11 protein-coding genes and 1 pseudogene are annotated in these 12,257 nt (G+C 75.1%); 3 read left to right on the top strand and 9 right to left on the bottom strand.

Annotation, left to right across the window (positions count from 1 at the left end; all coding sequences use genetic code 11):
• Positions 1–119: 119 nt before the first annotated feature.
• Both E2B92_RS12535 and E2B92_RS12530 read left to right on the top strand, forming a co-directional pair.
• Entirely contained in the window at positions 120–761 is a 642-nt protein-coding gene (locus E2B92_RS12535) for a hypothetical protein (protein ID WP_133087520.1), read from the top strand.
• A complete protein-coding gene (locus E2B92_RS12530) occupies positions 761–1,543 on the top strand; it encodes a hypothetical protein (RefSeq protein WP_133087519.1) in 783 nt (260 codons plus the stop codon). The genes E2B92_RS12535 and E2B92_RS12530 overlap by 1 nt, the downstream gene beginning before the upstream one ends.
• 7 nt (positions 1,544–1,550) lie before the next feature.
• Here the strand turns inward: E2B92_RS12530 and E2B92_RS12525 are convergent, their stop codons facing one another.
• The 3 genes and pseudogenes from E2B92_RS12525 to E2B92_RS12515 form a co-directional block, all read right to left on the bottom strand.
• Positions 1,551–2,219 carry an O-methyltransferase gene (locus E2B92_RS12525; protein WP_126888522.1) on the bottom strand — a complete coding sequence of 223 codons (669 nt, stop codon included), beginning with the start codon at positions 2,217–2,219 and terminating at the stop codon, positions 1,551–1,553.
• Between the two features lie 53 nt (positions 2,220–2,272).
• Positions 2,273–2,953: pseudogene (locus E2B92_RS12520) on the bottom strand (pyridoxamine 5'-phosphate oxidase family protein).
• A gap of 63 nt (positions 2,954–3,016) precedes the next feature.
• A complete protein-coding gene (locus E2B92_RS12515) occupies positions 3,017–4,282 on the bottom strand; it encodes a cytochrome P450 (protein WP_126888523.1) in 1,266 nt (421 codons plus the stop codon).
• 225 nt (positions 4,283–4,507) lie between these two features.
• Here E2B92_RS12515 and E2B92_RS12510 point away from each other — a divergent pair, with 225 nt between their 5' ends.
• On the top strand, positions 4,508–5,677 hold the full coding sequence (locus E2B92_RS12510; RefSeq protein ID WP_126888524.1) for a steroid 3-ketoacyl-CoA thiolase: 1,170 nt from the start codon (positions 4,508–4,510) through the stop codon (positions 5,675–5,677).
• A gap of 149 nt (positions 5,678–5,826) precedes the next feature.
• Here E2B92_RS12510 and E2B92_RS12505 read toward each other — a convergent pair whose 3' ends face one another.
• The 6 genes from E2B92_RS12505 to E2B92_RS12480 all read right to left on the bottom strand — a co-directional run bounded on the left by E2B92_RS12505 (position 5,827) and on the right by E2B92_RS12480 (position 12,193).
• Positions 5,827–6,228: a transglycosylase SLT domain-containing protein gene (locus E2B92_RS12505; RefSeq protein WP_126888525.1), complete on the bottom strand. Its 402-nt coding sequence runs from the start codon at positions 6,226–6,228 to the stop codon at positions 5,827–5,829.
• Between the two features lie 323 nt (positions 6,229–6,551).
• Positions 6,552–7,421, bottom strand: coding sequence for an ECF transporter S component (locus E2B92_RS12500; protein ID WP_399432234.1), 870 nt, complete (start codon positions 7,419–7,421; stop codon positions 6,552–6,554).
• On the bottom strand, positions 7,418–9,136 hold the full coding sequence (locus E2B92_RS12495) for an ABC transporter ATP-binding protein (RefSeq protein WP_126888526.1): 1,719 nt from the start codon (positions 9,134–9,136) through the stop codon (positions 7,418–7,420). Before E2B92_RS12495 ends, E2B92_RS12500 begins: the two co-directional genes overlap by 4 nt.
• Positions 9,133–10,230, bottom strand: coding sequence for an energy-coupling factor transporter transmembrane component T (locus E2B92_RS12490; protein ID WP_126888527.1), 1,098 nt, complete (start codon positions 10,228–10,230; stop codon positions 9,133–9,135). Before E2B92_RS12490 ends, E2B92_RS12495 begins: the two co-directional genes overlap by 4 nt.
• On the bottom strand, positions 10,227–10,895 hold the full coding sequence (locus E2B92_RS12485) for an SCO2322 family protein (protein WP_126888528.1): 669 nt from the start codon (positions 10,893–10,895) through the stop codon (positions 10,227–10,229). Before E2B92_RS12485 ends, E2B92_RS12490 begins: the two co-directional genes overlap by 4 nt.
• A complete protein-coding gene (locus tag E2B92_RS12480) occupies positions 10,892–12,193 on the bottom strand; it encodes a prenyltransferase/squalene oxidase repeat-containing protein (RefSeq protein ID WP_133087518.1) in 1,302 nt (433 codons plus the stop codon). Before E2B92_RS12480 ends, E2B92_RS12485 begins: the two co-directional genes overlap by 4 nt.
• Between the last annotated feature and the right edge of the window lie 64 nt (positions 12,194–12,257).

The following is a 12,257-nucleotide window of genomic DNA, read 5'->3' as shown; positions in this document are numbered from 1 at the left end:
TATCCCGGGCGCCCACCGTTTGGCCAACGTATTTGCGGCAACACGGGCCGTCGAAGAGACACGAAGAGTCATGAAGTGTCACGAAGAGACCCTGACTTGCGGATCGAGGGAAGACAGTCATGTCCACTGTCCTGATCGTCGGCGCCCTGGTCGTCGTCTTCGTCGCCGTGGTCGCCATGGTCCTCTACGCGGGCCCCGGCCGGGGCGCCGGACGGGGCGGCCGGGGGCTGAAGCGACGGTTCGGCCCCGAGTACGAGCGGGTGGTCGCCCGGCACGACGGCGACACCAAGGCGGCCGAACGCGAACTCGCCGAGCGCGTCTCACGCCACGGCGACCTGCGGCCCAAGCCGCTGACCCGTGAGGCCCGCGAACGGTACGTGGCCCTGTGGGCGGGCCTCCAGGAGCAGTTCGTCGACGCGCCGCACCAGGCCGTCGCCGAGGCGGACCGCCTGCTGGCCCGACTGGCCGAGGACCGCGGCTTCGCGGCGGCCACCGCGTACGAGGAGCAGGTCGCCGCGCTGTCCGTGCACCACGCCCACCACGTCGACGGCTACCGGCGCGTGCACCGCGCCGCCCACCTGGACGGCCGTGACCCGCACATGGGCACCGAGGCGCTGCGCGCCGCGATGGTCGACGCCCGGCGGCTCTTCGAGGAGCTCGTCAGCGACCACCCCGAGGACCACGCCCGTCACGCCCCGCACCGCCCGGCGGGCCGGGGCCACCGGTTCCACGCGCCGTGGCCGAAGGGGAGTGGTGCCTGATGTCCCCGCAGAAGCCGACCGGACCCGACATGCCCACCGAGGCCCACGGCCCCCACTCGTCCCCCGGCCCGCGCACAGCGCCCGGCCCGCACGCCCCTCACGGCCCGCACGCCCCCCACGACCCGCACGCCCCCCAGGACCCGCACGCTCCCTCCGGTCCGTACGGGGCCGGCGCCCCGGGCACCGCGCACGCGGCCGGTGACCTGCCGGGCGACGGCGGGCCCCGCGAGACCGGCGCACCGGCCGCCCCCGGCACCCCGCACCGCTCCGGTACGTCGTACCGGGTCGGCACCCTGAACGAGGCCGCCGCCCGGGACGGCGCCGCGCCGCCCCCCACCGGCACCGGCGACCCGGTGACCGCGCCCACCCCGGCCGGCACCGGCGCCCCCGACGCGTCACCCGCCGCCCCGGCGACCCCGCACACCCCCGCCGGCACCGGCACTTCCGCCGCCACCGGCACCGGGGACGGGGCCGTGCGGCGGGCGGGCGGTGTGGCGGGTGTGTCCGCGCCGCTGGTGCCCGGCGAGGCGCGCGAGGAACTCACCCGGCGCCTCCACGAGTCCGTCACCGGGTTCGTCGACAGCCCGCACCAGTCCGTCAAGGAGGCCGCCGCCGTGCTGGACGCGGCCACCGACCGGCTCACGGCCGCCCTGACCGACCACCGCCGCACCCTGCGGGCCGACTGGGAGGGCGGCGGCGACGAGCACGAGCCGGACACGGAGCGGCTGCGGGTGACCCTCCAGGCCTACCGCGAGATGGCCGACCGCCTGCTGCGGCTGTGACGGCCGGTCAGGCCGCCACGCGGGCCAGCAGCATCCCGTCGTAACCCTTGGCGCCGACCGTCTGGAGCGCCGTGGCGTCCAGCCGCGGATCGCGCGCCACCAGATCGAACAGCGCACGCGTCGCGGTCACCGCCGGGTCCGTCGAGGACTCGTCGGTGACCGCGCCGCCGCGCACCACGTTGTCGACCACGATCAGGCTGCCCGGCCGTGTCAGCCGCAGCGCCCACTCCAGGTATCGCGGGTTGTTGGGCTTGTCGGCGTCGATGAAGACCAGGTCGAACGGGCCCGTGCCCTCCTCCGCGAGCTGCGGCAGCGTGTCCAGGGCCGCGCCCGTCCGCACCTCGGCCACCTTGTCCAGCCCCGCCCTCGCCAGGTTGGCGCGGGCGACACGTGCGTGGTCCGGGTTGTACTCCAGCGAGATCAGCCTGCCGTCGTCGGGCAGTGCGCGGGCCAGCCACATGGTGCTGTAGCCGCCGAGCGTGCCGATCTCCAGCACGGTGCGGGCCCCCTGGATGCGGGCCAGCAGGTGCAGCAGCTTCCCCTGCGGCGCCGACACGCCGATCGCCGGCAGGCCGGCCGCGTCGCTGTCGGTGAGCGCGGCGGCCAGTGCCTCGTCGGCGGGCGCCAGCATGTCGGTGAGGTAGTCGTCCACGGCGGTCCATCGCTCTTGGTTCATGACGCCGAACGTACGTCACCTCCTCGCCCACCAGGCGTACGAATCCGGTCGTGTCATGCCCGCCCGGTGAGGGCCGCGATGTGCGCGGGAACCGGCAGGCCGGCGGGGAGCGCCGGGTCCGGCTCGGGGGCGCCGAAGACCGGCCGTTACGGGACGACCCCGGCCCACAGTCCCAGCGCGGCGTCCGGCCCGTCCCCGTCGTCCGGCGGGCCGGACGAGATCTTCACCGAGGCCTCGTCGAGCGGCAGGGCGAGCAGCGTGGTGGCCGCCAGCTCCTTGCGGCTGGGCGTACGCGCGTACTCCCACTGCCCCGGTGCGCAGCTCTCGGTCAGGACGCGCAGCCCGTGCAGCAGTTCCTCCCCGTCGGTGACCCGGCGCGGGGAGCCGTGGACCATGGCGCAGCGGTAGTTGACCCCGTGCTCGAAGACGGACCGGGCGAGCACGAGTCCGTCGACGTGGGTGACGGTGACGCACACGGGGGCGCCGGGGGACTGGACGAGGCTGCGGCTGGCGACGGAGCCGTGCAGGTACAGGACGCGGGTCTCGAAGTCCACGCCGTAGACGGTCGGTACCGCCATAGGCGCTCCGTCGACGACGACCGCGAGGTGGCACAGGAACCCCGCGCGCAGGATGTCGTCGAGGTCGGAGCGCAGGGTGCTGCCCTTCTCCCGCAGCCGCCGGTGCCGCGTCCGTTCGGTGACGCTGAGGTGCTGATTCGGTTGTTCCCCGGCCATTCTTCCGCCGATCCCGTTGTGTGAGCTGGTCGCTCTCACTCTTTCAGTGGCCGGTGGGGCGGCTCAAGAGGTTCGGGACCCGAGGCTGACCCGGAGTTCCTTGATGCCGTTCAGCCATGCCGCCCGCAGCCGCCGGGGGTCACCGGCGAGACGCAGGCCCGGCAGGTGGTCGGCGATGGCGTTGAAGACGAGGTCGATCTCCAGGACGGCCAGGGACTTGCCGAGGCAGAAGTGCGGGCCGCCGCCGCCGAAGCCGAGGTGCGGATTGGGGTCGCGGGTGATGTCGAAGCGTTCGGGGTGGTCGAAGACCTCGGGGTCGTTGTTGGCGGAGGAGTAGAACAGGCCGACCCGGTCGCCCGCGGCGATCTTCTGGCCGCCCAGCTCCAGGTCGCGGGTGGCGGTGCGCTGGAAGGAGACCACGGGGGTGGCCCACCGCACGATCTCCTCGGCCGCCGTGCGGGGGCGCTCGCGCCGGTACAGCTCCCACTGCTCGGGGTGGGTGAGGAAGGCGTGCATGCCGTGGGTGATGGCGTTGCGGGTGGTCTCGTTGCCCGCCACCGCGAGGAGGATCACGAAGAAGCCGAACTCGTCGCTCGCCAGGTTGCCCTCGTCCTCGGCCGCCACGAGCTGGGACACGATGTCCTTGGCCGGGCACTCCTTGCGGGCGGCGGCGATGTTCATCGCGTACGAGACGATCTCCATGGCCGCCTCGGTGCCGACCTCCTCCGTGACGGCGTACTCGGGGTCGTCGTACCCCGCCATCTTGTTGGACCAGTCGAAGATCTTGGCGCGGTCCCGCTGGGGTATGCCGATGAGCTCGGCGATGGCCTGGAGCGGCAGTTCGACGGCGATGTCGGTGACGAAGTCGAAGGAGCCGTCGTCCCGCGCGTGCGCGACCGCCGTCTCCACGATGGAGCGGGCGCGGTCGCGCAGGGCGTTCTCCAGGGACCGGATCGCCCGGGGGGTGAAGCCGCGCTGGACGATCTGGCGGACCCGGGTGTGCTCGGGCGGGTCCATGTTGAGCATGATCATCTTCTGGGCGTCGATCTGGTCGCGGCTGATGGTCTCGTTGAACCGGATGATCGCGGTGTTGGTGTGGGAGGAGAACAGCTCCGGGTGCGTGGAGACGTACTTGACGTCGGCGTGCCGGGTCACCGCCCAGTACCCCTCGTCGTCGAACCCGGAGACGCGGCGCGGCTGGGCGCACCACCAGACGGGGGCCGTTCGCCGCAGGGTGGCGAACTCGGGGAGCGGCACCCGGGCCCGGAGCAGGTCGGGGTCGGTGGGGTCGAACCCCTCGGGCAGCCCGGGGAGGTGGGGGCAGGTCATCGACGGCCTCCATATCTGATGGCCCATCAGAAGCTGCCCGCAAGGTAGTAACGGGTTCTACAAGTGGCAAGGGGCGTGGGCCGGTTCCCTCGCCCGACGGGGCGTGCACGACCCTTGCGTACCGGGGGTAAGTCTCAGCAGACTGGCCGGACAACTAGAACGCGTACCAGTTCGTCCGTGGCGGCGCCGGGACGCCTCGCGGGCGTGCGAGGAGAGGACGAGCTCATGGCCGCGGAACCCGTCATCGTCGAAGCCGTACGCACCCCCATCGGAAAACGCTCGGGCGCACTCGCCAACCTCCACCCCGCCTACCTGCTGGGCGAGACGTACCGCGAACTCCTCGCCCGTACCGCCATCCACGCCGACTGCGTCGAACAGATCGTCAGCGGTACGGTCACCCACGCCGGCGAGCAGTCCATGAACCCCGCCCGCACCGCCTGGCTCGCCATGGGCCTGCCGTACGAGACCGCCGCCACCACCGTGGACTGCCAGTGCGGCTCCTCCCAGCAGGCCTCCCACATGGTCGCCAACATGATCGCCTGCGGTGTCATCGACGTCGGCATCAGTTGCGGCGTCGAGGCCATGTCCCGCGTACCGCTGGGCAGCGGCTCCAAGCACGGGCCGGGCAAGCCCTTCCCCGACGAGTGGAACGTCGACCTGCCCAACCAGTTCGAGGCCGCCGAGCGCATCGCCCGCCACCGGGGCCTGACCCGGGAACGGGTGGACGCGCTCGGGCTGCTGTCCCAGCGGCGCGCCGCCACCGCGTGGGCGGAGGAGCGCTTCAAACGCGAGACGTTCGCCGTCCAGGTGCCCACCACGGAGGACGAGCAGCGCGAGGGCCAGGGCATGTGGCGGCTCGTCGACCGCGACGAAGGGCTGCGCGACACCAGCACGGAGGCCCTCGCCCGGCTCAAGCCCATCATGCCGACCGCCGTCCACACCGCCGGCAACTCCTCGCAGATATCCGACGGCGCCGCCGCCCTGATGTGGGCGTCCAAGCGGATGGCGCGCGCCCTGAAGCTCAAGCCCCGCGCCCGCGTCGTCGCCCAGGCGCTCGTCGGCGCCGACCCGCACTTCCACCTCGACGGGCCCATCGACGCGACCCGCGCGGTCCTCGGCAGGGCGGGGATGTCGCTCCGGGACATCGACCTCGTCGAGATCAACGAGGCGTTCGCCTCCGTGGTGCTGAGCTGGGCGCAGGTCTTCGACCAGGACCTGGAGAAGGTGAACGTGAACGGAGGGGCCATCGCGCTCGGCCACCCCGTGGGGGCGACCGGCGCCCGGCTGATCACCACCGCGCTGCACGAACTGGAACGCGCCGACAAGGAGTTCGCGCTCATCGCGATGTGCGCGGGCGGGGGACTGGCCACCGGCACCATCATCCAGCGGCTGTGACGCGGGGCAAGGCGGCCGCTCCGCACGGGTCGGCGGCCGCTCCGCACGCCGGGGCGGCCGTCGCGCACCCGTGACGGCCGTGACGCACGGGAAGGCCCCGGTGAACACCGTTCACCGGGGCCTTCCCCGTCATGCCGCGTGGCGTCGGCTCAGTACCAGTGGTTGGCCTGCCAGAAGTTCCACGCACCGCACGGGCTGCCGTAGCGGTCGTTCATGTAGTCCAGGCCCCACTCGATCTGGGTGGCAGGGTTGGTCTTCCAGTCCGCACCGGCCGTCGACATCTTCGAGGCGGGCAGGGCCTGCACCAGGCCGTAGGCGCCGGACGAGGCGTTCGTGGCGGTCGGGTTCCAGCCCGACTCGTGCTCCACGATCTTGCTGAAGCACTGGTACTGACCCGCCGGGACCATCTTCTTCGCGATGTCCTGCGCGGAGGCGGCCGAGGCCGGGGCGGTGGTGCCCAGGACGGCGCCGGTGGCACCCAGCAGCACGGCGGCGCCGGCGGCGACGGACTTGGGACGGGCGGAGAAACGGCTGACGAGCGAGCGGAACACGTAAGCGACCTAACGTCGGGGACATGGGGCGTCGCGAGGCATGCCGGAACCACACCAGGGGGTGGGGGAGAGGCCTGCCAGGGGCGCTGTGAGGCGAGCGCTGCCCGGCGACATCACCAGAGAAGCAGGGCGGTTCGGCCGCCGCAAGGACCCCGGTTACTAGGCGGAGCCGGACTCGGGGCAAGAGGTCCTCCGGCGGCGCGGCCCGATCAGTGCACGTCGCCACGGGCGAAAGCGGGCCGGACGGACGCCCCTTCCGGCCCACTACGCGCCTTCGTATGTGACCTGGGTCCTGTGGGGCGCCTCACCCCCGAGGGGCACGTTCAGGCCTTTTCGGCGCCTTCGAATGTGACCTGGGCCTCGAAGGCCGCCCGTCGGGTCGCACGGCGCAGCGCCTTCAGGACCGTCGATCCGATGGTCAGCATCAGCACCACCGTGAGCACCGCCCGCCCCAGGTCCCAGCCCAGCGACGTCGCCGCGCAGTACGCCAGGAACCGGACCAGGTTCTCCCCCACCGGGTCGCCGGGGTGGAAGGAGATCCCGCTGCCCATGCCCTGGAGGGTCACCCACCCCTGGAGGTTCATGACGGTCCCGTACGCGAACGCCGCCACCGCCCCGTACAGCGCCAGCATCAGCACCTCGCCCCGGCCCCGCAGGGCGACCGGGCCCGGCAGCAGCCCGGCGCCCATGGTGAACCAGCCCATCGACAGCATCTGGAACGGCATCCACGGCCCCACCCCGCCGGTCAGCAGCGCCGACGCGAACATGGTCACCGCGCCCAGCACGAAACCGAAGCCGGGGCCGAGGACCCGGCCGCTCAGCACCATCAGGAAGAACATCGGCTCCAGGCCCGCCGTACCCGCGCCCAGCGGGCGCAGCGCCGCGCCGACCGCCGCCAGCACGCCCAGCATCGCCACCGCCTTGGCGTCCATGCCGCAGTCGGCGATCGTCGCCACCACCACGGCCACCAGCAGCGGCAGCACCACCGCGAGCAGCCAGGGCGCGTCCTGGTGCCGGCCGGCCAGGACGGACGTGCCGTCCGCCAGGAGCGGCCAGCCGAAGGCCGCCACCCCGATCGCGCTCACCAGCACCAGGGCGGCGACCGAGCGGGGCCCGAGCCGCACCGGGCGGGCGGCGCGGCGGGCGGGCGCGGCGGCGGGGCGCACCCGGCCCGCCGGGCTCACACGGCTCACAGCGCCGCCTCCACCTGCGAGACGGTCAGCCACGGCTGCGGAGCGAGCACCTTCGCCACCTGCGGCGCGAAGGAAGGGGAGGACACCACGACCTCATGGGTGGGGCCGTCCGCGACCACCTCGCCCTCGGCCAGGATCACGACCCGGTGCGCCAGCTCCGCGGCCAGCTCCACGTCGTGCGTCGCCATGACGATGGCGTGCCCGGCCGCGGCCAGGCCCGCCAGCACACCGGCCAGCCGCGCCTTCGCCGCGTAGTCCAGGCCCCGGGTCGGCTCGTCGAGCAGCAGCAGCGGGGGCCGGGCGGTCAGCACGACGGCCAGGGCCAGGGCGAGCCGCTGCCCCTCGGACAGGTCCCGGGGGTGGGCCTCGTCCGGCACGCCCGGCAGCAGCTCGGTCACCAGGGCCCGGCAGGCCCCGGGTCCGGCGCCCGCGTCGGCGTCGGCGGCCGCGCACTCGGCGGCCACGGTGTCGGCGTACAGCAGGTCGCGCGGCTCCTGCGGGACGAGCCCGACGTGCCGGATCAGCTCCCGGGGCGGCGTACGGTGCGGCACCAGGCCGCCCACCTCGACGCCGCCGCCCGCCGGCTCGACCATGCCCACGAGCGCCCCGAGCAGCGTCGACTTCCCGGCCCCGTTGCGCCCCATGAGCGCCACGGTCTCCCCGGCGCGCACGTCCAGGCCGACGCCCCGCAGCGCCTCGACCCGCCCGCGCCGCACCGCGAGGTCCCGCACGCGGGCGACGGCCGCCGTACGAGGCTCCGCCGTGGCGCGCCCGCGCAGCAGGCGGCCCAGCACCCCCCGCGCACCGGACGGCGCGCCCGGGACGGGGACGGCGGCCGGGACGGGGCCCGCCACACCCCCCGGCACCGGTGCGGGCTCCGGCGCGGGCGCCGGGGCGGCCCCCGCCAGCCGCTCCCGCAGCCCGCCCGCGCGGCGCCGGGCGTCACGGACCGACAGCGGGAGCGGGTCCCAGCCGGCCAGGCGGCCGAGGGCGACGACCGGGGGGTGGACCGGCGAGACCGCCATCACGTCCGCGGGCGGGCCGAGGACCACGGGGGCGCCCTGGGCACCCAGCAGGGCGACCCGGTCGGCGTACTGCACCACCCGCTCCAGCCGGTGCTCGGCCATCAGGACCGTGGTGCCCAGGTCGTGGACCAGGCGCTGGAGGACCGCGAGGACCTCCTCCGCCGCCGCCGGGTCGAGCGCCGACGTCGGCTCGTCCAGCACCAGGACCTTCGGGTGCGGGGTCAGCACGGAACCGATCGCGACCCGCTGCCGCTGGCCGCCCGAGAGCGTGGCGATCGGCCGGTCCCGCAAGGAGGCCAGCCCCAGCAGGTCCAGCGTCTCCTCCACCCGGCGCCGCATCACCGGCGGCGCCAGGCCCAGCGACTCCATGCCGTACGCCAGCTCGTCCTCCACCGTGTCGGTGACGAAGTGCGCGAGCGGGTCCTGGCCCACGGTGCCGACGACGTCCGCCAGCTCACGCGGCCGGTGGGTGCGGGTGTCCCGGCCGTCGACCGTGACCCGGCCGCGCAGGGTGCCGCCCGTGAAGTGCGGGACCAGGCCCGACACGGCGTTCAGCAGCGTCGACTTGCCCACCCCGGACGGGCCCACCAGCAGCACCAGCTCGCCCTCCGGGACGGTGAGGTCGACCCCGTCCAGCGTGGGCGCGGCGGCGTCGGCGTACGTCACCGTCACGTTCTCGAACCGGATCACACGGACTCCTTCGGCAGCGGGGTCGGCAGCGGGGCCACGAACGCGGGCAGCAGACCCACGAGGACGGACAGCGCCGGCCACACCGGCAGCTCCGGCGCGACCAGCGGGACGACACCGGGGTGCAGCGCCGCCGTGTCGGAGGCGACCATCAGCGCGGCGACCGCCGCCCCCGACCCGGCCACCAGCCACGCCCGCGCGCCCCACCGGTCGGGCCGGTAGCGGGTGCGCACCGACCGGCGGCCGCCCAGCCGCAGACCCAGCAGCACCATCACCACCCCCGCACCGGTGAACGGCACCGCGTACGCCTCCCCCGACGCGGCCAGCAGGCCGTAGGCGCCGACGCACACGGCGAGCAGCCCGCCCAGCGTCAGGGCCGCCGTGGCGTGCCGCACCGCGCGGGGCACCGGCGCCGTCCGCCCGTACCCGCGCGCGTCCATCGACGCGGCCACCGCCACCGACCGCTCCAGCGCACCCTCCAGCACCGGCAGCCCCACCTGGAGCACCGCCTTCACCCCGCCCGCGGGCCGGCCCCGCAGCCGGCGTGCCGTCCGCAGCCGCACCACATCGGCCACCAGGTTCGGCGCGAACGTCATCGCCACCACCACGGCGACCCCCACCTCGTACAGCGCGCCCGGCAGCGACTTCAGCAGCCGCGCCGGGTTCGCGAGCGCGTTCGCCGCGCCCACGCAGATCAGCAGCGTGGCCAGCTTCGCCCCGTCGTACAGCGCGAACACCAGTTGCTCGGCCGTCACCCGGCCCCCGATCCGCACCCCTTGCGCCCACGCGGGCAGCGGCACCTCGGGCAGCGTGACCAGCGGGTGCGTACCGGGGATCGGCGAGCCGAGCAGCACGGAGAAGACCAGCCGCACCACGAGGACGGCCAGGCCCAGCTTCACGAACGCCCCGTAGGAGCGGGCCCACGGCGCGTCCGTGCGGCGGGCCGCCACCACGTATCCGGCGACCCCGACCAGCAGGCCGAGCAGCAGCGGGTTGGTGGTGCGGGACGCGGCGGCGGCCAGGCCCAGGGCCCACAGCCACCAGGCGCCCGCGTGCAGGGCGTTGGAGCGGCTCTCCCGTGGCGGCGCGAGACTCATCGGCGACGGCGGCGGACCTGCCACCCGGCGGCGGCGCCCAGCACGGCGAGCGCGGCCAGCCCGGCGACCAGCCCCACGGACGGGCCGGGTTCGAGGTCCGTGACGGGACGCGGAGCGGGCGACGGGGACACCGACCCGGCCGGGTCCGGCCCGCCGGGCGTGGCGGACACCTGCTCCCCGCAGCCCGTCCGCGGGTACCCGGCGATCGCGCACAGCAGCGCCTGGCCGTTGTACCGCAGGGGCTTCGCCACCGCCGCGAGCGCGTCGGCCGTCGTGGCGTCGGCGCCCACCCGGGCGCAGGCGGTGCGCGCCGCGGGCGGCGACTCACCGCCGGGCGCGTCGGCCCGCGTGCCGAAGTCGATGACCAGGCCGACCCGCTTCGTGCCCTCCTTCGGGGCCGTCCCCGCGCAGATCGCCGCGAAGTCGGGCGCCCGGCGCGGCCGCTGGGCGTCCTGCGAGTCGGCGCTCACCGCGAAGCGGAACCCCTGCACCTCGCCGTCGGCGGGCCGGGCGGTGGCCGGGCCCTGCGTGGCGTACGTCCACCCGTCGCCCGAGCCGCCCCAGAACGACCAGTAGCGGTAGCCGGCCGCCTGCGCGGGCGCGGCGAGGCCGAGCAGCAGCGCGCAGGCCGCGATCAGCGGGGCCAGGAACCGGGCGCGCCTCACCGCTTGCCCTTGCGGCCGCGGCCGCTGAGCAGGAACCCGATGCCCGCGCCGGCGACCAGGAAGATCCCGGCGGCCAGCCAGACGTTGAAGCCGCGCTCCTCCTCCGCCGCCGCCTGCGCCGGCCGTTCCTCCTTGGGGTCGGCGGGGACGGATGCCGGCGCGGGGCCGGTGGCGTTCAGCTTCCGTACGAGGTCGACGCCGCCGAAGTCGCGGGCGTCGGCGCCCACGGTGTGGGCGGCCAGGACGAGCTGCGCCCAGGCGGCGGGGCCGTTCTCCTCCGCCCACGCGGCGGAGTTCTTCTTCAGCCAGGCCACGGCGGGCTCGGCCCGGTCGATGTGGCCGGCCGCGCCGAGGGCGATCACGGCGTCGGCCGTGTTGCCGACGTCCGGCTGGGGCGTGGTCGTGGTCGCGCCCGGCATGGGCGGCAGGTCGAGGTGGCCGCTCCTGGCGAGGGCGCCCGCCAGGTGGGCGGCGCCGTTGCGGGCGGCCCGCTCGGCCGTGGGCGTGGCGGGGGACTCGCAGGTCGGCTTCTGCTCCGGCCGGGCGCCCCGCGTCTGGAGGTCCTTGCCGAGCCCGGCCAGTACGGCGGCGGCGGTGGCGTCGCCGTTCGCGACGAGCGCGCCGGTCTTCGCGTCCGGCTGGTAGGCGAAGGCGCCGCCGCCCGTCCGGGCGTCGCAGGGGATCGCGAAGCGCAGGAGCGCGTCGTACGGCGTCTTCCCGCCGCTGGAGGTGATCTCGCCGGGCCGGTGGCCGGTGGCGGCGAGCGCGCTGATGACGATCGAGGTCGAGTTGGCGTCGCTGGGCGCGCCCGGGTTGTAGCCCCAGCCGCCGTCCTCGTTCTGCACGCCCTTGAGCCACGCGGCGCCCGCGCCCATGGCCTTGCTGACGGGGTCGGCCCCCGGCTCGGCCGCCTCGGGCTTGTCGACGCCGGACAGCGCCTGGACGGCGACGGCGGTGGCGTTGGTGTCCAGCAGCGTGGACGGGGTGCAGGTGGTGGCGGGGGCGGGCCGGTAGGAGGCGAAGCCGCCGCTGTCGCACTGCTGCTCCAGCAGCCAGTCCACGGCCGTGCGGCTGGGCTCGACGCCCGCGACCTGCTGGGCCATGAAGGCCAGCGACTGGCGCCACACCCCGTCGTAGGTCGGGTCCTTCGTGCCGTACAGGCCGGGCGGGATCACCGCCGGGGAGGGGGCGGGGGAGGGTGCCGCGTGCGCGGCGGGCGCGAGGGCCCCGCTCCCGGACAGCAGCACGGCGGTGGCGGCGAGCGCTGCTGCGCCGTGGCGGACGCGAACGGTGGTCATGGCTTCGGTGCCTCTCCTGCCGGGAACCGGACACCGGCACACGGGGGCACCAGGCTCCGGCTCC

It is taken from the genome of Streptomyces sp. WAC05374 (assembly GCF_004353505.1).
GTDB lineage: Bacteria > Actinomycetota > Actinomycetes > Streptomycetales > Streptomycetaceae > Streptomyces.
Note: the sequence above shows the minus strand (reverse complement) of the source record. Positions and strands in the feature narration are given on the sequence as shown.

What these genes read in the sequence shown, in the direction of transcription:
- E2B92_RS12535 (WP_133087520.1), top strand. Translation starts at nt 120, where the DNA reads ATGTCCACTGTCCTGATCGTCGGCGCCCTGGTCGTCGTCTTCGTCGCC.
- E2B92_RS12530 (WP_133087519.1), top strand. Translation starts at nt 761, where the DNA reads ATGTCCCCGCAGAAGCCGACCGGACCCGACATGCCCACCGAGGCCCAC.
- E2B92_RS12525 (WP_126888522.1), bottom strand. Translation starts at nt 2,219, where the DNA reads ATGAACCAAGAGCGATGGACCGCCGTGGACGACTACCTCACCGACATG.
- E2B92_RS12515 (WP_126888523.1), bottom strand. Translation starts at nt 4,282, where the DNA reads ATGACCTGCCCCCACCTCCCCGGGCTGCCCGAGGGGTTCGACCCCACC.
- E2B92_RS12510 (WP_126888524.1), top strand. Translation starts at nt 4,508, where the DNA reads ATGGCCGCGGAACCCGTCATCGTCGAAGCCGTACGCACCCCCATCGGA.
- E2B92_RS12490 (WP_126888527.1), bottom strand. Translation starts at nt 10,230, where the DNA reads ATGAGTCTCGCGCCGCCACGGGAGAGCCGCTCCAACGCCCTGCACGCG.
- E2B92_RS12480 (WP_133087518.1), bottom strand. Translation starts at nt 12,193, where the DNA reads ATGACCACCGTTCGCGTCCGCCACGGCGCAGCAGCGCTCGCCGCCACC.